Source organism: Halosolutus amylolyticus (assembly GCF_023566055.1).
Taxonomy (GTDB): Archaea; Halobacteriota; Halobacteria; order Halobacteriales; family Natrialbaceae; genus Halosolutus; species Halosolutus amylolyticus.
The window spans coordinates 15,373-34,067 of the sequence record NZ_JALIQP010000001.1; the positions used below are offsets into that span (position 1 = coordinate 15,373).

The window sequence follows — 18,695 nt, forward strand, 5'->3', positions numbered from 1 at the left end:
TGGTCACCCCGTCTCGAGCGTGCCGTCGCCGTTCCCGCCGGTCGCCGCGCCGTCGCTGCTCCTTTCGGTCGCCGCGCCGTCGCCGTCCCGGATATGCCCCGCGTTCCGGTTCGACGGCGCATCGTCGGTTCGAGCGCGCCGACCGCTCGCGACGCGACGGTCGCCGTCCCGGTCGTCCGACTCGTCCGCGTCGATCGCCTCCAGCACGCTGTCCCTGTCGGTGTAGTACTCGTTGACGAGCGCGGTGAACCGTCGGTAGTCGGCGATGTCGTTCTCCCGGAGGTACTCGAGGAACCGCTCTCGGTGCTCGAGTTCGGTGAGCAACTCCCGCTGGGACCAGCCGCGTTCGTCGCGGATCGCTTCGAGGACGTGACTGCCGCTGCCCCGGAAGCTGTCGGTCTCGCCGTCCCACGTGTACGCGGTGGAGTAGTCGAGTTCGCCGGTCCGCTGGTCGATCCCTTCGATTTCGGCCAGTACCTTGTTCCGACGGACGCGACCGTCCTCGAGCCGGGTGAGCGTCTGGACGGAGAGGATGTCGAGGCTCTGGACCATCGATCGGGGGACGTTTATCGGCTCGTTCTCCAGCCGATTGATGACCGTCTGGACCGAGTCGGCGTGCATCGTCGAGTAGGTCGTGTGGCCGGTGTTCATCGCCTGGAAGAGGGTCATCGCCTCCTCGCCGCGGACCTCGCCGACGACGATGTACTCGGGGCGGTGCCTGAGCGCGGATCGGAGCAGGTCGTACATCGTGACGTCTTTTCCCTCGTGGATGCGCTCCCGGGTGACCGAGGAGAGCCAGTTGTCGTGGTAGAGTTCGAGTTCGCGAGTGTCCTCGATCGTCAGCACCTTCGATCGGGGCGGGATGAACATGGAAATGGCGTTCATGCTCGTGGTCTTGCCCGACGCCGTGCCGCCGGCGAAGATGAGGCTCTTGTTGTGTTCGATCGCGAGCCAGAGGTAGGCCATCTGTTCGACGCTGAAGGTGCCGTACTCCAGCAGATCGACGGGCGTGAACGGCTCGTCCGCGTACTTGCGGACCGTAAAGGCCGATCCCCGCGGGGTCACCTCCTCCCCGAGCGCGAGTTCGGCACGGGAGCCGTCGGGCAGGGTCGTCTCGACCATGGGATCGCCGATCGAGATGTGCCGCCCCGAGTGCTGGGCAAGCCGGACGACGAACCGATCGAGGTCCTCCTTCGCGAAGGAGACGTTCGTCTCGACGTCGGTGTACTCGTCGTGGTAGACGAAGATCGGGAGGTCGTAGCCGTCACAGGAGACGTCCTCGACGTGGGGATCGTGCATGATCGGCTCGAGTCGACCGTACCCCCGGAAGTCCCGATGCACGTAGTAGAACAGCCGGTAGAACGTCGACATATCGATCTCCGCACCGTACCGCTCGAGGTACTCGTGGATCGTCTCCAGCAACAGCGTCTCGACGTCGTCGGTCCCGTCCTCGCGGTACAGCAGGGGGTCCCGGACGTCGTCCAGCAGGGTCTCGAGCAGGGCCCCCTCGTCCTCGCGCAACGTCGGTTCGACGGTGTAGTACCGGTACTGGTTCGTCTCGGGATCGTCCCGGATCGAGACGAACGAAAACGGCGCGTCGACCCAGTAGCGATCGATCTCGTCGAACTCCGAGGGGCCGTCGAACTCGAGCAGGGGGCCGTGGGTGGCCGGATCGTAACTCGTGACCTCGATGGTCGACCCCTGGAGGACCTCGACGACGCGTCGGATCGTCCGGCGACCCCGCTCGATCGTCGACGAGAACCGTCCTCCGCTGTCGCCCCTCGCGGTCCCGGTGGACGAGGAACCGTCCGCGTCGGGATCGTCGGCCGATCGAGCGGGGTCGCTCGCGTCTGACGGGTGTGGGTCTACCATCTGGGTCTCCGTCGGTGCGCCGAACCCGACCGTTCTCGTGCTACCTCGCGACCCCACCCCAATAAATCAGATGGCCGATTGGCGGGCACCGCTACCCCGTCAGCGATCGGATCCGTTCCGATCGGCTCCGGTTCGTCGTGCGTTACGTTCATACGGCGGGAGTGCGAACCAACTGATACGGAATGAGGCGCGAGCACTTCACGTTAGACGTCAGCAATGTCGACTGGGTCGAAACCGACGGCCAACCGAAAAAGCCCGCGGTATCGATCGATTTCACCGGCCCAGCGACGGAACTTCGCGAGCGCCTTACTGGTCCCGACGGAGACGTTCTCGACGCTGCCGAAACCGATGCGGCCCTTCGCCTGCAGGAACCGCTCGGGAACGACACTGCGGGAGTAGTGAGCGTGACCAACCGGATCACCGGCGAGTACGTCCTCGAACTGAACGAGGAGGCGGAAGACGTGCTCCGGTTCATCCGTGCGGCCCGCGGCTACGGCGAAGAGGCGACGGACGAGGAGGGACGGTACGAGGTCGAGATCACGCTGGACGGCGAACCGTTCGTCACCTTCGACAAGAAGATGTTTCTCGTCTACGACGACGACGGCAATCTCCTGCGCCAGCACAGTCTCATCCCTGGCGGCGTCGAACTGTAGCCGCACCATCAGCTCCCGACCCGCTGGAACCAACCGGCAATTATAAGTGTTTTAGGGCCGCCTAAATCGAATGTGCGCCGGCTGACGCCGGGGAGTCGAGAATGGCAAACGGACAACTGCTCACGACGGCGACCGACGAAACGTCTCCAGAACCCACGAAAGCGGCGTCCACGGCGGACGACGTAGTTCTCGAACTGGACGACGTCGCCAAACAGTACGGGAGCGAAGCCGTCATCTCGGACCTCTCGCTGACCGTCCGGGACGGCGAGATTCTCACGCTGCTCGGTCCCTCCGGGTGCGGCAAGACCACGACGCTCCGACTCATCGCCGGCCTCGAGGAACCTAACGCCGGCCGAATTCGACTCCAGAACGATTCCGTCGCGGGGAACGGGCGGTTCGTCCCGCCCGAGGACCGCGGTGTCGGCGTCGTCTTTCAGGAGTTCGCGCTCTTCCCTCACCTCACCGCCCGCGAGAACGTCGCGTTCGGCCTTCAGGACTGGGACGAGTCCGCCCGCGACGCCCGGGTCGACGACCTCCTCGACCTCGTCGGCCTCGCGGACCACGGCGAGAACTACCCCGACGAACTCTCCGGCGGCCAGCAACAGCGGATCGCCCTCGCCCGATCGCTCGCGCCGGAACCGGAGATGCTCCTGCTCGACGAACCGTTCTCGAACTTAGACGTCGACCTGCGCGTCGAGATGCGCGAGGAAGTCCGCCGGATCATCAAGGAGGCGGGCGTCACCGCCATCTCCGTCACGCACGACCAGGAGGAGGCGCTGTCGATCTCCGATCGGGTCGCCGTAATGAACGAGGGGCGGATCGAACAGGTCGACACGCCGGAACAGGTGTTCCAGCAGCCGGAGTCGCGGTTCGTCGCGGGCTTTCTCGGCCACGCGAGTTTCCTCTCCGGCGCGGTCCAGGGCGACCACGTCGACACCGCGCTCGGGCGGGTCCTCCGCGACAACGTCAACGGCCTCGCCCAGGAGTACGACGGCACCGACATCGATCTCCTGGTTCGGCCGGACGACGTGACGGCCTTCCCCGCCGACGAGACGGGCGAGGAGGCGGACGGAACCGTCGTCTACCGCCGATACCTGGGTCCGACCGTCCTCTACCGGGTCGAACTCGACACCGGCGAGACGATCGAGTGCATGCACAACCACTCCGATCGGATCGACCTCGACGAGCGGGTCCGCGTTCGCGTCACCGCGGATCACGAACTCGCGTGGTTCCCCGCTGGCCAGCGCAACAGGGCCCCCTCGGTCGCGGCGGACTGAACGCGGATTCGTTCGGCAGTTCTGTACCGGCAGTATCGAGTCCCCGACCGGTTGTCGTTCCTGAACGATCAGATACTTGTTTTTCCCCGACGATTTCGTCCCATGAGCGACAGGGACTGGAACCGGATCGCGACGCGGTGCGGGATCGCGGCACCGATCGTCGCCCTCGGGGCGGTCGTCCTCGCGACGATCGTTGCCTCGCCGGAGACGTTCACGTGGCGCGGCCGGGCGCTCTCGGACATGGGCCGGTACGGTGCGGAGACGTTCGCGCTGTTCAACGGCGGGTTGATCGTCGGCGGACTGCTCGGCCTGCCGTTCGCGTGGCGCCTCTGGCAGACCAGCCGCGGCGTCGTCGAGCGCGTCGGCGTCGCCCTGCTCGTCGTCGCGGTCGCCGGACTGATCGGCGTCGGCGTCTTCTTTCTCGATCACACGGCGGTCTACCTCGAGACCGAACGCCACTTCCTGGCGGCGCTGACGTTCTTCGGCGTGGCCCCGATCGCCCAGTGGGTCTACGGGACGGGGCAGGTCCTCGCGGACGATCGGCGGGGCGGGCTCGTCTCGATCTGGCTCGGGATCGCCCACCCGATCGCGTGGCTCGGGTGGTTACTCTATCGCGCCGGTTCGGCCGATCCGTGGGCGTGGTTCGCCGTCCCCGAGTTCGTCGCCGCGCTCGCGTTCGGCGGCTGGATCCTCGTGGTCGCGGTCGATCGGCCGTCGGCGGTCCCGGGCGGCCCGATACCGTCCCGTTGAGCACGTGACGCCGGCTTTGCGATCGATCGGCACACAACGCTTAAACCGAAACCCTCCCTATACGCGTCCATGCATAAAGACGAACTCCTCGAGCTCCACGAAGAACTCGTCGTGATCATGGAGTACTTCTCTGAGCGCGAGGAGGTCGACGAAGAGCTGTTCGACCCCTACCGGGAGCTCGACGTCGATCCCTCGCACGTTCACAAGTCGAAGAGTGAACACAAACACGCCGTCTTCGTGCTCGGCAACGCGCTGGCGAAGGCGATGAGCGAGGACGAGTTCTCGAGCGCGGGTCGGATCGGCAAGCGGATGAAAGAACTCGCCGAGGACGCCGAATCGAAAATCTAGGCGTCCCGGAGTGTTAGGCAAACGGGATATCTAGGCGAAACGTATTTGGTGCGGTTCCCGCTTGTTGGCGTATGGACTCGCGCACGCAAGAGCGCGTCGAACGATGGGACTCTCGTCCGTTCAGTGGCGGTTACGACGGTCTCTCTGATCTCGCTGCGGCGGACTTCTCGGGTGCCGTGACCGCGGCCGGCACGTGGCTGTTCATGCTCAACGGCCGAATCGTCGGCGTCGTCGACGGCGACATCGAGGACTTCGAGAGCGCGTCGGGAACCCGCTACGATGCACCGCACCCGTCACTCCCCCTGCTCTGTGCGATGGAGGAACGCGGCGGCGAGACGAGAGCGAAGTACTACACCAACGAGACGCCGCTCCAGGAGGTCGATCGCACCCTCCAGGACGGGTCGTTCACCGGCTACGTCGAACTGAGCGAGAACGTGCTCAGCGGCGACTACTACGCCGTCTACTACGGCGGTCGCCGGATGGCCGCCGCCTACATCGGCAACGCCGAACGGCTGATCACCGGGGACGAGGCCTTCGAACGGGCCGACGACGAGGTCGGCATCTACGAAGTGCTCACCGTCGACGTCGAGGTCACCGACGTCCCGGGAACCGGCGGCACCGACCCGAGCGACGCTGCGACGGACGCCGATGGAGCCGCGACCGACGCCGGCGGAACCACCTCGACCACCGCAACCGAGACCGGCGGGACCGCCGACACCGGCGGAGCGACCGACGACTCGTCCGCGATCGACGACGCGACGTCGACGATCGAGTCGATCGACGTCGGCGGGCTCGACGGGTCGACGGCGGACGCGCCCGAAGACGACGCCGCTACGGATTCGTCGTCGCTGATGTCGGACATCGATCTGACGGAGGATCCGACCGGGATCACCACGACTGAGGAGACGGAACCGGAACCGACCTCGACGGGGATCACCGACGCCGATCCGGAGTCGACGCAGACGTCCGCTCCCGGTCCCGACACCGCGGACGACCACGGCCTCGACTCGACCGTCGACATCCCGGGCGTCGACGATGCGGCCGACGACGAAGCCGACGAGACGGCGTCCGGGTTGCCGATCGACGAAGCCGAAGCCGATATCGACGACGCGGACCCCGAACCCGGGATCGCGGACGACGGACGGGATCGCCACGGGGACGTCCGGGACCGGAACGCCGTCGAGAACGCGACGTCGACGGCCCCGGAGGTCGAGTCGGAGCAGGCGGAGACGACGGAGTCGGCGACCGCGACAGGGTCGGAAGCCGACGCATCGGCGGGGATCGAGTCGGCCTCGACCGAGACGGACGACTCGGCGTCCAGTCCCGATCTGGCCGAGGTCGAGGCCGCCGCCGAGGAACTCGATCGAAACGACATCTCCTGGGTCGCAGACGAGTCCGACGAGTCGCCGGCCGACGACGACGCGGCAGGCGCCACGTCGGAGCCGGCGACCGAGGAGGCCGATCTCGAGGAGCGATTCCAGGAGGAAGAGCAGTGGCGCGAGGCCCGGAGCATTCCGTCGATCGATCCGGACAACAGCGAAACGCCCGCCTCGCCGAGGTCCGAAGCGCAATCGGCCGGCGGTCCCGACGGGTCCCAGCAGGCCAGCGCCGGGGGATCCGGTCCCGATCGAAGGGCCGGCAGCGAGCAGACGGCGACGGCCGAGTCGCGGGGTCGGTCCGAGCAGCCGTCGGCCGGCGGGGACGCCACGGGCCGCACGCAGGAGGCCGATCGGACCCGATCGGAGGCTCAGGAACGGATCGCGGCGTTGACGGAGCGCCTCGAGCAGTACGAGGAGCAACGCGACGCGCTCCGGGCGAAAGCCGAGGAACTCCAGACCGAGCGCGACCGGCTCCGGTCGAAGAACCAGGAACTGGTCTCGACGGTCGAGCGACTGCAGTCGCGGATCGACGAACTCGAGACCGAACTCGATCGGGCACGGGACGCGGCCGCGACGGCCGAGACGGCCGGGACCGGCGTCGACGCCCGGACCGAACTGCAGCCCCAGCGAGCGCTCTCGGAGACGAACCTCTTCGTCAGGTACGCCTCGAAGAGCCAGCCGACGCTCGAGCGGGCCCACGGCGGCGAGGCGAATCGCGACGAGGTAGCCGGGAACCTGCGGCTCGAACACCACACCGGGTTCGACGCGGCCGACGTCGCCGTCGCCGGACAGCCCTACGAAGAGTTTCTCGCCTCGACGATGGAGTACCGGTTCGTCGACTGGCTCACGGAGATGGTGCTCTTCGAGATCAGGGACACCGGCCACGCCGACGGGCTGGGTGACCTGTACGACGCCATCCCCCGGATCGATCGGGCCGAACTCCACGCGTCGATCTCGCTCGAAGACGACGACACCGAGGAGGTTCCCGACCAGGTGACGTTCGACGTCGTCGCCTACGACAAGATGGGGAACCCGCTGGTGGTCGCGAACCTCAACGATTCGCGGAGTCCGGCGACCGAGGGAATGCTCGCGGAGATGGAGGAGGCCGCCTCCGCGGTGAAGGCGAACTATCCTGATCTCGCGGCGGCGATCGTGGTCACGTCCAGTTACTTCGAACCCGGGGCGCTCGAGGTCACGGAGCAGGCAACGAGTAGCGGATTCCTCACTCGCGGCTCGAAACTGAGCTACGTCAACCTCTCACGGAAAGCGGGCTATCACCTCTGTCTGGTGGAGTCCCGGTCCGAGGGATTCCACATGAACGTTCCGGAACTGTAGAGGAACGACCCGTTAGCCTTCGATCTCTGCGACGTCTTCGATCTTCATGCCCTCGAGCTTGTCGACGATATCGTCGAGTTTGCCGTCGAGTTCGTCGACGAACTCAGCGGTGCGCTCGGTCTTGATCGCACCCTGGCTGGAGGGCTCGATGAGGTTTTCCTCTTCGAGGACGCGGAGGGAGTAGCGAACTTTGTGGTGCGGGTAGCCCGTCTCGTTCGACATCTTCACGATCCCGATCGGCTCGTTCTCGATGACCATCTTCAGGACCTGCAGATGTCGTTCCAACATATCGACTTCCTTCTCAAGTCGGTCTATCATGGCATTTGTTAACTTGTCTTTGGACCCTTTAAAAGTTACTCTCGACAACTGAAAGGACCACTCTCAACTCGATGGTCGTTCCTGTCAGTAGTTAACGCTTCCGTTCCCGGTAACCGATTTCCGGGGGCGATCGACGGAACGCGGTCCCGGCGCGCGCCGGAGTACCACACGTCCGTGTATATCCGAGATCGAGCCACCCGGCAATACCGTAATCTGTTTATCGACCCGGCAAGAATCCGCCGCTGTTATGACCGTCACAATCGTCGGGTCGCAACTCGGCGACGAAGGCAAGGGCGGAGTCGTCGACCTCTACGGCGACGCCGCCGACGTCGTCGCCCGGTACCAGGGCGGCGACAACGCTGGCCATACCGTCGTTCACGACGGTGAGAAGTACGAACTGTCGCTCGTTCCGTCGGGAGCCGTCCGGGGGAAGATCGGCGTGCTCGGCAACGGCTGTGTCGTCAATCCACGAACGCTGTTCGACGAGATCACCACGCTCCAGGAGCAGGGGCTCGATCCGGACGTCCGGGTCGCAGAGCGTGCCCACGTCATCCTGCCGTTCCACCGCGTTCTCGACGGCATCGAGGAGGACGTCAAGAGCGATTCGGACCAGGAGGTCGGGACGACGGGACGCGGTATCGGCCCGACCTACGAGGATAAGGCCGGCCGCCGGGGCGTCCGGGTCGGCGACCTGCTCGACACCGACGTCCTGCGCGAGCGACTGGAGTACGTCGTCCCCCAGAAACGAGCGCTCGTCGAGGACGTCTACGGCGTCGACGTCGACGAACTCGAAGATCCCGACGCGTTCGACGTGGACGCGCTCTTCGAGGAGTTCAGCGAGTTCGGCCGACGGCTCGAAGCGGAGAACATGACCGTCAACGCCAGCGCGTTCCTCACCGACGCGATGGCCGACGGGAAGACCGTCATGCTGGAGGGCGCACAGGGGACCATCATCGACATCGACCACGGCAACTACCCCTACGTCACGTCGTCGAACCCGACCGCGGGCGGTGCCGCGGCCGGGACGGGCCTCAGCCCCGGCGTCGTCGGCCGGGGAGAGGTCATCGGCATCGTCAAGGCCTACCTCACACGCGTCGGGAGCGGGCCGCTCCCGACCGAACTCGGCGGCGTCGTCGGTGACACGCCGGGGTACGACGAGGAGACGGACGGTCCCGACGAGGAACTCGCGACGTACATTCGCGAAGAGGGCGGCGAGTACGGCACCGTCACGGGTCGGCCCCGCCGCGTCGGCTGGCTCGACATGCCGATGCTCCGTCACTCCGCCCGCGTGAACGGCTTCACCGGCCTCGCGGTCAACCACGTCGACGTCCTGGCCGGACTCGACGAGGTCAAGGTCGGACACAGCTACGAGGTCGACGGCGAGGAAATCGAGACGATGCCGGCGACCACCGAACGGTGGGCCCGCTGTGAGGCCACGTTCCGGACGTTCGACGGCTGGCCCGACGTCGACTGGGGTGCGGTCGCCGAGGACGGCTACGAGGCCATCCCCGAGAACGCCCGGACCTACCTCGAGTACATCGCCGACGAACTCGAGACGCCGATCTACGCCGTCGGCGTCGGCCCCGGCCGCGACGAGACGGTCGTCGTCGAGAACCCCCACGAGTAGCGACGCGAGGGGCCCTATCTCGGATCGATCGGTTCGAACGATCCCGAAACCTTTTGCTGACGGCGGAAATGCTGTATACCATGAACGAGTCGTTGCTGGAGATCCTCTGCTGTCCGCTGGACAAACACGACCTGGAACTCGAAGACGCCGAATACGACGACGACGAAGTCGTCGCGGGCGACCTCGTCTGCACCGAGTGCGGCGAGCGATACCCGATCGACGACGGTATCCCGAACCTGCTGCCGCCGGACATGCGCGAAGAAACGCCGGCCTGAACGACCGTGTCTCCCCTCGACGTCACCGTCCACGTCAATCGCGGGTCCGCCGACGCCGTCCTGGAGACTGACGTGGATACCGTCGAGACCTGTGAACCGATCCAGCTGGTGTTGCGGGGCCACGAGACGCCCGCCCACGTCCACTGCCGGCTGGACGAGCGCCTCGATCGCGTCGCGTCGATCGACGGGTCGAACTACTACGTCGAACCCGACGACGTCACGCCCGTCCCGATCCGCGTCGACGCCGAGGCCATCGAGAGTCCGGTCGAGGGAACGCTCGAGATCGTCGGCGGCTACGGGGCCGAATCGGTTTCGATCGACGTCACCGTCACGCCGGGCCCGCCACAGGTCGACGTCGACGACTCGCTGGCCGAGCCGACCCGCTCGGAGCCCGAACCGACGCCGATCGAGCGAGCAGTGACCGGCTTCTCGGCGCTCACCGGCATCGAAATGGGGACGATCGCAGTCGTCGCGCTCGGCCTCGTCGCGATCGGGATCGCGACCGCGACGGCGGCGACGATCGGCGGTCCCGTCGCGATCGGCGGGCTCGCGATCGTCGTCGTCGGCGTCGCCGTCGGTCTCGGCCTCTTGATCCGGTAGCCGCTCGCGTTCTGTACGGATCGCTGTACGTCAGTTCCGGCACAACAGCGACCCGCTCGCGGTTGCGCCGGGACATCGGTACAGCAATCCGCATTACCCGTCGACCGCGACGATCGCACGATACCGCTCCCCGTCGAACGCGGCCGGCGTCTCGAACCGCGTCTCGAAGTCGATCGCAGTCTCGTGGTCGACGTGCCGGGCGATCGTCTGGAGAACCATCCGGAACTCCATGGTGATCGGTTCCCGTCCCGGGATCGATCCCCAGCTCACGTCGTCTTCGGCGTAGGCCCCCGTCCGAACCGCCTCGTCCACGAGCTCCCGCTGGCCGAACGACAGCCCCTCGTGGTCGAAGTCGAGGATGGCGCTTCCGTCGGGATCCGGCCTCGGATCGGCCATCGACAGCGTGTACGAGCGGACCGCGTCGTCGTTCGACTCGCCGAGTCCGGCGGCGGTACAGCCGGCACCCAGCGCGGGCAGCGACGCGACGGAGAGACGACACAGGAACGCGCGCCGGTTCACACTCCCGTCTGTTCGGCGCGAGAATACCAAGATTGTGGCCGTTCCGGTGGCGGCCACTGGTCTCCGTAGACGGGCGTTCGCGATCGTCTACTCGTCGACCTCGCGGGCCGCGAGGGAGTCGTCCTCGTCGAACCGCTTCGCGCGGAGGTAGCGCGCGCGATACCGGTTGGCCCCGTCGTAGACGTCCGCCTCGCGGATCTCGTCGGTCCGCCCCTCCGCGACGGCGTCGATCAGTTCGGTGAGCTGATTCAGTTCGCTCGTGGTCAACTCGAGTTCGTAGGTCCGCTCTTCTTCGGACTCGAGGACGGTCCACTTGCGGGCGGCGGCGACCACGAGCGAGCAGGGTTCACGGCAGGGGAACGGGCCGTCGCCGCCGTCGGGATCCAGTTCGCCGCCCTCCTCGTACTGCCACTCCCGGCGGCGGAGACACTGTGAATCGACGCAACAGGCCTCGGCCATCCAGTCGACGGCTTCCCGGGGGAGTTCGTCGATGACGTCGTAGATGCCGCTCTGGCGCTCGGCGGTCTCGAGCCAGTGGTCGACGTCGAGTTCGCCCCGCAGTTCGCGGTGCCAGTTGGCGATCGTGGCCGGGTAGAAGAACTCGATCGTCTCCACCAGTTCTCCGCCCGAGAGGCCGGTAAACGCCCACCCCGAGACCAGCGTCGGGGCGGTCTTCAGCGGTCGGTACCGATCGTCCGCGTCGTAGGTCGCGATCTCGCGGGCGTCCCGCGGATCGTCGTACACCTCGAGGGCCGCGAGATCGGTGTCGGCGTCGTCGACGTGCCAGAGGTCGTAGACGCGTTCGCCAGCGGGTTCCTCGCCCGCGTCGCTCTCGACGAGTCGAGCCGTCACGCAGATTTCACCCCACTCGCGATCGAGGCCGTCCCGGAGCAACTCGTACCGCGCCGGGACGGACAGCGTCTCGCCGTCGTCGGGCACGTGGGGGTGATCGCCGCTCCCCGCCGCGTCCTCGAGTTCCCCGTCCGCGATCGGGGCCCGCTCGCACCACCGGAGGAACGCCCGGCGGGCAGTCCCCTCGCCGCCGACCGTCTCCTGCCAGTATCGCCAGTTCGTCACGTACTCCCCGATCGTTTCGAGAGCGTCGCGGAGAGCCGCTTCGTCGAGTCCGCACCAGTCGCCGTCGGGAGTCTCGAGGACGTACCCCTCGTCGCCGCGTTCGAGGTGGAGGCCGTCGAACGCGATCGCGCCGTCGGCCTCGACGGCCGCACGCAGGTCCTCGACGTCGGCTGTCGCCACCGTCACTGTCAGTCCCCCGCCTCTGCGCCGGGGTTCGGACCCCGATCGCCGTCCGGGCCGGCGGTCGTCGCTGCGTCCTGGATCACGTCACGGGCGTCGCCGACGTCGGCACCGGCGTCCGCGGCCCGCTCGAGGATGACCTCGGCCATCAGTTCCTCCGTACCGACGGCACCGGCGTACCAGATCCGGTGGCCGTCGACCTCGGCGGGAACGTCCCACCCGAGGCGGTAATTCTCCGTGAGGTCCATGTCCTCGGGGATGTCCTCCTGCGTGTGGTAGCCGTCCGCGACGAACAGCGGGACGACCACCACGTCGTCGCTCTCGAAGTAGTCGGTAACGTCGTCGACCTCCGGCTCCTCGTCCATGAACAGGGCCTTCGCCTCGTCGAACCGATCGCGCTCGCGGATCCGTTCGGTGTGGTACTCGATCGCCTTCGCGGAGTTCTCGTTCCGCTCGGTACCGTGGCCGACGACGGCGAGTCCGACCCCCTCGCCGACGTCGGGATCGTCCGTCACGCTCTCGGCCCGCTGGACGATGACGTCCGTCATCGCGTCGTGAGTTCCGGTCGGGCCGCAGTAGTGGATCGTCTTGTCCACGTCCGTCGCCTCGAGCGTCACCTGCGAGGCGTCGGTGCCGTCCGAGTCCCACAGGTCCGGGTCCCACTCCTCGAGTCGGAGTTCGCGGGGAATGACCTGCTCGGTGAAGTACCCCTCGCTGATAAACAGCGGGACGACGAACACCTCGTCGGACTCGAGCGTCCGGATCACCTCCCGAAAGTGGGGTTCTTCTTTCCAGAACGCCTCGCGGACCTCGTCGAACGCGCCCGTCTCGCGGACCGCGTCCGCGTGGGCGTACGTCGGGTCCGAGGCGTCCGGGTTCAGGTGCGAGCCGTGCGCCGCGATGACCAGCGCTTGCATAGCCGGGCGTTAGGATGGGGACGGTTTAGTGACTTCGCTGGCGGCCCGCGTCGCCGCTATAGTCGCCGCCGAAACTGGTCCGCACCGATCGAACTCGAGTGGGGACGGACTGTCAGTGGCTCCTACAGGTCGACCCCGCCGTTGATGTCGATCACTTCGCCCGTGATGTACGACGACTCCCGACTCGCGAGATACCGGACGAGACCCGCAATCTCCTCGGGTTCGGCGAACCGTTCCAGCGGGACGTCCGATCGGATCCGCTCTTTGATCTCCCCGGGGATCCCCTCGACCATCGAGGTCCGGGTAAAGCCCGGCGCGACGCAGTTGGCGGTCGATCCCCACTCCGCGAGTTCCAGCGCGAGCGATCGCGTGAAGCCGAACAGGCCGCTCTTGGCGGCCGCGTAGTTGGCCTGCCCGACGTTGCCCTGTTTGCCGATCACGCTCGAGACGGTGATCAAGCGGCCCTCGTCGGCCGATCGGATATCGTCGTAGAAGACCTTCGTGGTGTTGAACGCGCCGTGGAGCGAGACGTCGATGACGCGGTTCCAGTCCGCGACGGTCATGTCGTCGAACGTCCGATCGACGTTGATCCCCGCGTTGGTGACGACGACGTCCAGGTCGCCGACCGCCTCGTGGACTCCGGTCCGCATCTCCTCGACCGCATCGAAGTCGGCGACGTCGGCCTGTGCGGGGAAGCCCCGTCCGTCGCCGTCGGCCTCGTCGATCCGGTCGGCGACCTCGTGGGCGGCCGCCTCCGACGACCGGTAGTTGACGACGACGGTCGCCCCTCGTCGGCCCAGTTCGATCGCGATCGCGCGGCCGATGCCCCGCGACCCGCCGGTCACGAGACAGGTTCGATCGGAGAGCGTCGGATCAGTCATCGCCGATCGCGCCTCCGGGACCCCGATCGATGGTCCGGTTCGCCCGCCGGAGTCCCGTCCCGGGATCACGTTCGTGCATAGCCGCCCTCCGTTCGTGCCACGAGGTCCGCACCGCGAGTGCCGACGACTGGGGTTTCGATCGTTGCATCCTGTAGAACGGCCAACGAATCTACGTATATAATTTAGGAATAGAACAACATGATTCAAAACTGGCCAACAGTTTTACTCGGTCGGTCCCGCGTCCGGTCACACCGTGAACTCGGTCCGCGCTTCGCAGGTCGCGTTCTGTGCTTCGAGTTCGGCGACGGCGGTGTAAGAACCGGGCTGGGGATCGCTCCACTCGCCGTCGTAGGTCGCCGTCTCGTCCGGTGCGAGCCGGTCCGATCCGAGGACCTGTGCGAACATGCGACCGTCGGTGAATCGCCAGACCTCCTGCCCGTCGGCCCGGACCACGAACTCCGCCTTGCAGGCGTCGGAAAACTGCAACTCGATCGGGTCCGCGCCGGCGTTGGTGACCGAAAACGTGAACGCGACCGTCCCGTCTCCCGCGTCCGTCGGTACCTGCACGTCGAGATCGCCCTCCAGTTCCATGCGCGGGCATTGTCGCCGTCGATTATAATTCTTTTCTCGCCGTCCGGAAAAATCGGCCCGGTACGGGACCGTGATCGGCGAGGCGAACAGTTCGATCGGACTCGTTGGGTCTCGGATCGTACTCGTCGGGCCGTGACCCCGGAGAACGCACAGTATTTCAGGTGGGGAACCCTACCCGCAGTCGTGCAACTGGTCGGCTACGAACCGAGCGCCAGGGGGTCCGCGGTGCTCGTGAGCGACGGCGACGCCGTCGACCGCCGTCCGCTCGACCCGGGGACGACCCTCTCGTACACGCTGGGGTCGCGCCACTGTGCCGGCGTCGTCGACGGCGACGAACACGTCTCCTGTGACCGCCCCGCCGCGCCCTACTGCGACTACCACACCAGCACGTGGGTGTGTGCCCGCTGTACGGGCACCTGCCTGAAAGACGAGATGGACTGCTACGAGGAGCACGCGGTCTACGTCGCGGCGTTCGCGCCGGACACGTTCAAGGTCGGCGTCACCAAGCACCGGCGACTCGAGACCCGCCTGCGCGAGCAGGGGGCCGACCGGGCGGCCCACGTTCACACCGTCTCGAACGGTCGCATCGCCCGAGAGATCGAGGCCGAAATCGCCACCCGGCTCGTCGATCGGGTCCGGACCGACGCGAAAATCGCGTCCCTCGCGAGCGCGGTCGACGATGGCGCCTGGCGCGACGCCCTCGCGGAGTTCGACGTCATCGACGAGTACGCGTTCGACTACGGGATCGACTGCGACGCCCGGCCGGTCCGGGAGACGATGGCGGCGGGAACGGTCGTCGGCGTGAAGGGGCGCCTCCTCGTGCTCGAGCGGACCGGCACGACCTACGCAGTGGACATGCGGGATCTCGTGGGGTACGAACTCGAGGACGGCGCGACGGACCGACGGCTCCAGTCGTCGCTGGGGTCGTTCGGCTAGCCCGGCGCTCTCCCCGTCGCGGGATCGATTCGAAACATGGCAACCCTTTTCCCCGGCCGAGATGAATCCGGTTATATGACGGACGACAGCGAAGCCAACGGCGAAGCGGACGAGGGTGAGAGCGAGGAGAAATCCTTCCGGGAACGCGTCGAAGAGATCCGCGAGAAGCGTGCGGAGGAAGGCGAAGGCGAGGGCGAGCCACCGGAAAGCCCGTTCGGCGGCGGCGGTGGCGGCCCCGGGATGGGCGGCGGCGGCAACCCGTTCGCCCAGATGATGGGCGGCATGATGGGCGGCGGCCCTGGCGGCATGGGCGGCGGCCCCGGCGGCCGCGGCCAGGAAGAGAGCGGCAACGAGGAACTCGTCCGCGAGGTCCGTCAGCTGCGCGACGAGATGCGCGACCAGACCCGCGCCCTCAAGCGCATCGCTGACGCGCTCGAGGACCAGTAAGGCCGTCCCGTTTTCCAGTTCTCCCCGGTTTCCAGCGACGCGTTCGCCGATCGTGGCCGATCGCCACCCTGGGCCGGTTCAGCCCCGGCGAAGCGCCGTGGCCCAGTTCTCGAAATCGAGGCGCTCGGACAGCGACCAGCGGCCCACGAGGAGGGACGCGAAGTCGACGCTGAGGTAGGCCAGTCCGATCCCCGCGACGACGTCGATCGCCCAGTGGATGCCGAGGTACATCGTCGAGATGGCGACGCAGATCGCGAGCGCGATCGCGACGACGGCCCACTTCGGGTAGACTGCTCGCGTCCGGTACGCGAGGAACGCGACCGTCGCCGACAGCGACGTGTGGAGCGACGGGAAGACGTTCGTGTTGCGGTTGACCTGTCGCGTGAGGTGCTGGTACTCGGGGTAGGTGTCGTACAGCAACGCCTGGACGAGTTCGGGCATCATGTTTCGCGGCCCATATGCAATGACGAACGTGTACAGCAGGAGGCCGATCGCGTAGTTGAGCGTGTACGCCGTCAGCAGTTCCCGGAGCGGCCTGGTGTTCGAGAGCGCGAAGTACGCGACCAGCGGGAAGACGAGCAGGAAGACGTAGCCGTAGATGTAGACGAACGAGAAAAACGCGGTCAGTGCCGGCGTCGCGAACGTCTGGAGCCAGGGGATGAACTCCCCCTCGATATCGAAGATGGCCCCGGTCAGGTTCCACTCGATGATCCACGAGAGGTCGGGGACGACCTGCCTGGCGACGCTGTTGAAAAGCAGGACGATCGCGAGCACGACCGTGATCGGGACGGCCGCACGGACGCGGGCTCGCCACTCCGCGCGGGTATCCCGGAGTCGATACCGGCCGACGAAGACCGCGATTCCGACGAGGATCATCGCCGTCACCGCCACGACGAGCTGTGTGAGGACCTGGACGAGCATCAGTGTCTCACCCGGAGGCGGCCCTCCTCGCCGTACCTGAAGCCGGCCTCCTCGAACGCCGATCGGGCCGTCGCGACGTCGACTTCCCCGTCGGATCCGAGAAACGGCGTCTCGGGATCCGATCCGTTCCACGCGAGGGAATCGGGCGTCCACTCGTCGGTCACCGGGGTCGCGGTCGGCGTCGCGTAGCCGTCGAACACCTCGTCGACGAGCCACGCCTTGTCGATCAGCGACGCGACGACGCGCCGGAACCGCGGGTTGGAGAACGGTGCTTTCCGCGCGTTGAACCCGAGGTGGTAGACGGTCCACGACGGCGACTCGAGCAGGCGCGTTTCGGGCGACTCCTCGACGGCGTCGAGGACGTACGTTTCGATCGTATCGCTCGTGACGTCCGCCGCGTCGGTCTGGACGAGTTCAATCGCCGACGTGCTCCGGGGATCGATCTGGATGCGCATCGTCTCGACGGTCGGGGCAGGGAGATCGACACCCGCTCGCCGCGTGAAGTGGTCGTCGAACCGTGCCAGGGTCACGTAGTCGCGCTCGGCGCGGGTGTCGAACTGGAACGGCCCGCTCCCGATCGGCGGCCAGTTGTCCGTGACCACGGCCTCGGTCGTCCCCTGTGCGACCCGGACGCCGGGAACGTTCGCGGCGTCCGATCGGGGTTTCCAGACGTGTTTCGGCAGGATCGGGACCGTAAGCGCACGCTCCGCCACCGGCTGGTTCGTCCCGACGGTGAACTCGAGTCGGGTTCGATCCACGGCCTCGACGTCGTCGATCGCGCTGACGAGGCCCCGGTACCGCGGCGACGGCGACGACAGCTCGCTCGCGCCGAGGGAGGTGTCGTCGAGGAATCGGTAGGTAAAGGCCACGTCGTCGGCGGTCAGTGACTCGCCGTCGTGGAACCGACAGTCATCCCGGAGCGTTACCGCGAGCGTTTCGTCGTCCCACTCCCAGGCGTCGGCCAGCCACGGCACGAGGTCGGCGTCGACCTCGGCCGCCAGCGAATCGTACAGCAGGTCGACGAACGTCCCCCGCTCGCGGTACTCGGCCATCAGCGGGTTCGCGTTCTCGGAGGGACGGGCGTCGGTGTGGACGGCCCGGAGCCGATCGACGTCCGCTGCCGGATCGAGACCGAGATAGCCACGCCCCGTCGCGGGGTGGCCCTCGCCCCAGCCGTCGAACCGATCGGTCCGGACGAGACGGTGTTCCTCGGGGACGCAGATCGGGACGAACGGCTGTTCGCGGACGAACGCCTCGAGCAGGTCCGTCACCGCGTCCGTCCGCTCGTCCGGGTCGACCGTCCGCTGGGCCTCGAGGAGGTCGTCGACGACGAGGTTCGTGTACCCGAACGGGTTCTGCCAGCCGGACTCGTCGGCGTACACCGAGTGAAGCGCCTCGTAGAGAAAGTCGGGATCGGTGCCGCCGGGGTGGTTGCCGACGTAGACGTCGAAGTCGTGGTTGAGCAGGACCGCCCGGAGGAACTCCTCGTTCGAGCGCATCTCGATCGAGACGTCGATGCCGACGGCCTCGAACACGGCGGCGAGTTCCCGTGCGAGCCGGATGCTCTCCCGGTCCCCGTCGGCGGGGAGGGTCGTGATCGTGAGCGACAGCGGGTCGAGATCGTCCCGGTTGACGATGCTACGGACCTGGCGGACACAGCCGCTGGTCGCGACCGTCACTCCACCCGTCGTCGCCAGCAGCGCTCGTCGGCTGAGTTGCCCGCCGTCGTTCCGGGCGGGCCGTCCCTCGGTCATTTCGGTCAGTAGTTGCACTTCGAAGGTGGTGATATAAC

The 18,695-nt window shown here is 67.0% G+C and carries 19 protein-coding genes; 10 read left to right on the top strand and 9 right to left on the bottom strand.

The features are described 5' to 3' along the window. Positions 1–3 precede the first annotated feature (3 nt). Positions 4–1,872, bottom strand: a complete 1,869-nt coding sequence (locus tag MUN73_RS00090) for a type II/IV secretion system ATPase subunit (protein ID WP_250138415.1) — start codon at positions 1,870–1,872, stop codon at positions 4–6. 182 nt (positions 1,873–2,054) lie between these two features. On the opposite strand from MUN73_RS00090, the gene MUN73_RS00095 reads away from it, so the two are divergent. The 5 genes from MUN73_RS00095 to MUN73_RS00115 all read left to right on the top strand — a co-directional run bounded on the left by MUN73_RS00095 (position 2,055) and on the right by MUN73_RS00115 (position 7,614). Next, entirely contained in the window at positions 2,055–2,525 is a 471-nt protein-coding gene (locus MUN73_RS00095; RefSeq protein WP_250138416.1) for a DUF5793 family protein, read from the top strand. Positions 2,526–2,626: 101 nt separating this feature from the next. Next, positions 2,627–3,802, top strand: coding sequence for an ABC transporter ATP-binding protein (locus MUN73_RS00100; RefSeq protein WP_250138417.1), 1,176 nt, complete (start codon positions 2,627–2,629; stop codon positions 3,800–3,802). Between the two features lie 102 nt (positions 3,803–3,904). After that, on the top strand, positions 3,905–4,552 hold the full coding sequence (locus tag MUN73_RS00105) for a DUF998 domain-containing protein (protein WP_250138418.1): 648 nt from the start codon (positions 3,905–3,907) through the stop codon (positions 4,550–4,552). 69 nt (positions 4,553–4,621) lie between these two features. After that, positions 4,622–4,900: a UPF0058 family protein gene (locus MUN73_RS00110; protein ID WP_250138419.1), complete on the top strand. Its 279-nt coding sequence runs from the start codon at positions 4,622–4,624 to the stop codon at positions 4,898–4,900. Positions 4,901–4,971: 71 nt separating this feature from the next. Continuing rightward, positions 4,972–7,614: a DUF7527 domain-containing protein gene (locus tag MUN73_RS00115; RefSeq protein ID WP_250138420.1), complete on the top strand. Its 2,643-nt coding sequence runs from the start codon at positions 4,972–4,974 to the stop codon at positions 7,612–7,614. Positions 7,615–7,626: 12 nt separating this feature from the next. Here MUN73_RS00115 and MUN73_RS00120 read toward each other — a convergent pair whose 3' ends face one another. Continuing rightward, the gene (locus tag MUN73_RS00120; protein ID WP_250138421.1) at positions 7,627–7,932 is read right to left on the bottom strand and encodes a hypothetical protein; all 306 of its coding nucleotides are present in this window, start codon (positions 7,930–7,932) and stop codon (positions 7,627–7,629) included. Positions 7,933–8,179: 247 nt separating this feature from the next. On the opposite strand from MUN73_RS00120, the gene MUN73_RS00125 reads away from it, so the two are divergent. The 3 genes from MUN73_RS00125 to MUN73_RS00135 all read left to right on the top strand — a co-directional run bounded on the left by MUN73_RS00125 (position 8,180) and on the right by MUN73_RS00135 (position 10,434). After that, entirely contained in the window at positions 8,180–9,559 is a 1,380-nt protein-coding gene (locus MUN73_RS00125; RefSeq protein ID WP_250138422.1) for an adenylosuccinate synthase, read from the top strand. Between the two features lie 80 nt (positions 9,560–9,639). Further along, positions 9,640–9,834: a methytransferase partner Trm112 gene (locus MUN73_RS00130; RefSeq protein WP_250138423.1), complete on the top strand. Its 195-nt coding sequence runs from the start codon at positions 9,640–9,642 to the stop codon at positions 9,832–9,834. 6 nt (positions 9,835–9,840) lie between these two features. Then, on the top strand, positions 9,841–10,434 hold the full coding sequence (locus tag MUN73_RS00135) for a DUF7524 family protein (protein WP_250138424.1): 594 nt from the start codon (positions 9,841–9,843) through the stop codon (positions 10,432–10,434). A 93-nt stretch (positions 10,435–10,527) separates the two neighbouring features. Here MUN73_RS00135 and MUN73_RS00140 read toward each other — a convergent pair whose 3' ends face one another. The 5 genes from MUN73_RS00140 to MUN73_RS00160 form a co-directional block, all read right to left on the bottom strand. Further along, positions 10,528–10,953, bottom strand: coding sequence for a hypothetical protein (locus tag MUN73_RS00140; protein WP_250138425.1), 426 nt, complete (start codon positions 10,951–10,953; stop codon positions 10,528–10,530). 87 nt (positions 10,954–11,040) lie between these two features. Beyond that, positions 11,041–12,216, bottom strand: coding sequence for a DR2241 family protein (locus MUN73_RS00145; protein ID WP_250138426.1), 1,176 nt, complete (start codon positions 12,214–12,216; stop codon positions 11,041–11,043). Positions 12,217–12,218: 2 nt separating this feature from the next. Continuing rightward, positions 12,219–13,127 carry a CbiX/SirB N-terminal domain-containing protein gene (locus MUN73_RS00150; protein ID WP_250138427.1) on the bottom strand — a complete coding sequence of 303 codons (909 nt, stop codon included), beginning with the start codon at positions 13,125–13,127 and terminating at the stop codon, positions 12,219–12,221. 122 nt (positions 13,128–13,249) lie between these two features. Next, positions 13,250–14,008 carry a 3-oxoacyl-ACP reductase FabG gene (fabG, locus tag MUN73_RS00155; protein WP_250138428.1) on the bottom strand — a complete coding sequence of 253 codons (759 nt, stop codon included), beginning with the start codon at positions 14,006–14,008 and terminating at the stop codon, positions 13,250–13,252. Between the two features lie 246 nt (positions 14,009–14,254). After that, positions 14,255–14,599 (bottom strand): BsuPI-related putative proteinase inhibitor, encoded by a 345-nt coding sequence (locus tag MUN73_RS00160; RefSeq protein WP_250138429.1) that lies wholly within the window; start codon positions 14,597–14,599, stop codon positions 14,255–14,257. A 183-nt stretch (positions 14,600–14,782) separates the two neighbouring features. Here MUN73_RS00160 and MUN73_RS00165 point away from each other — a divergent pair, with 183 nt between their 5' ends. Continuing rightward, complete coding sequence (locus tag MUN73_RS00165; protein WP_250138430.1) at positions 14,783–15,535, top strand: DUF2797 domain-containing protein; 753 nt, start codon at positions 14,783–14,785, stop codon at positions 15,533–15,535. A 36-nt stretch (positions 15,536–15,571) separates the two neighbouring features. Further along, positions 15,572–15,982 carry a hypothetical protein gene (locus MUN73_RS00170; RefSeq protein WP_250138431.1) on the top strand — a complete coding sequence of 137 codons (411 nt, stop codon included), beginning with the start codon at positions 15,572–15,574 and terminating at the stop codon, positions 15,980–15,982. Positions 15,983–16,060: 78 nt separating this feature from the next. Here the strand turns inward: MUN73_RS00170 and MUN73_RS00175 are convergent, their stop codons facing one another. Then, positions 16,061–16,903 (bottom strand): phosphatase PAP2 family protein, encoded by an 843-nt coding sequence (locus tag MUN73_RS00175; protein ID WP_250138432.1) that lies wholly within the window; start codon positions 16,901–16,903, stop codon positions 16,061–16,063. Next, positions 16,903–18,657, bottom strand: coding sequence for an ABC transporter substrate-binding protein (locus MUN73_RS00180; protein ID WP_250138433.1), 1,755 nt, complete (start codon positions 18,655–18,657; stop codon positions 16,903–16,905). The genes MUN73_RS00175 and MUN73_RS00180 overlap by 1 nt, the downstream gene beginning before the upstream one ends. Between the last annotated feature and the right edge of the window lie 38 nt (positions 18,658–18,695).

What these genes read in the sequence shown, in the direction of transcription:
- MUN73_RS00090 (WP_250138415.1), bottom strand. Translation starts at nt 1,872, where the DNA reads ATGGTAGACCCACACCCGTCAGACGCGAGCGACCCCGCTCGATCGGCC.
- MUN73_RS00095 (WP_250138416.1), top strand. Translation starts at nt 2,055, where the DNA reads ATGAGGCGCGAGCACTTCACGTTAGACGTCAGCAATGTCGACTGGGTC.
- MUN73_RS00100 (WP_250138417.1), top strand. Translation starts at nt 2,627, where the DNA reads ATGGCAAACGGACAACTGCTCACGACGGCGACCGACGAAACGTCTCCA.
- MUN73_RS00105 (WP_250138418.1), top strand. Translation starts at nt 3,905, where the DNA reads ATGAGCGACAGGGACTGGAACCGGATCGCGACGCGGTGCGGGATCGCG.
- MUN73_RS00110 (WP_250138419.1), top strand. Translation starts at nt 4,622, where the DNA reads ATGCATAAAGACGAACTCCTCGAGCTCCACGAAGAACTCGTCGTGATC.
- MUN73_RS00115 (WP_250138420.1), top strand. Translation starts at nt 4,972, where the DNA reads ATGGACTCGCGCACGCAAGAGCGCGTCGAACGATGGGACTCTCGTCCG.
- MUN73_RS00120 (WP_250138421.1), bottom strand. Translation starts at nt 7,932, where the DNA reads ATGATAGACCGACTTGAGAAGGAAGTCGATATGTTGGAACGACATCTG.
- MUN73_RS00125 (WP_250138422.1), top strand. Translation starts at nt 8,180, where the DNA reads ATGACCGTCACAATCGTCGGGTCGCAACTCGGCGACGAAGGCAAGGGC.
- MUN73_RS00130 (WP_250138423.1), top strand. Translation starts at nt 9,640, where the DNA reads ATGAACGAGTCGTTGCTGGAGATCCTCTGCTGTCCGCTGGACAAACAC.
- MUN73_RS00150 (WP_250138427.1), bottom strand. Translation starts at nt 13,127, where the DNA reads ATGCAAGCGCTGGTCATCGCGGCGCACGGCTCGCACCTGAACCCGGAC.
- fabG (WP_250138428.1), bottom strand. Translation starts at nt 14,008, where the DNA reads ATGACTGATCCGACGCTCTCCGATCGAACCTGTCTCGTGACCGGCGGG.
- MUN73_RS00160 (WP_250138429.1), bottom strand. Translation starts at nt 14,599, where the DNA reads ATGGAACTGGAGGGCGATCTCGACGTGCAGGTACCGACGGACGCGGGA.
- MUN73_RS00170 (WP_250138431.1), top strand. Translation starts at nt 15,572, where the DNA reads ATGGCAACCCTTTTCCCCGGCCGAGATGAATCCGGTTATATGACGGAC.
- MUN73_RS00175 (WP_250138432.1), bottom strand. Translation starts at nt 16,903, where the DNA reads ATGCTCGTCCAGGTCCTCACACAGCTCGTCGTGGCGGTGACGGCGATG.
- MUN73_RS00180 (WP_250138433.1), bottom strand. Translation starts at nt 18,657, where the DNA reads ATGACCGAGGGACGGCCCGCCCGGAACGACGGCGGGCAACTCAGCCGA.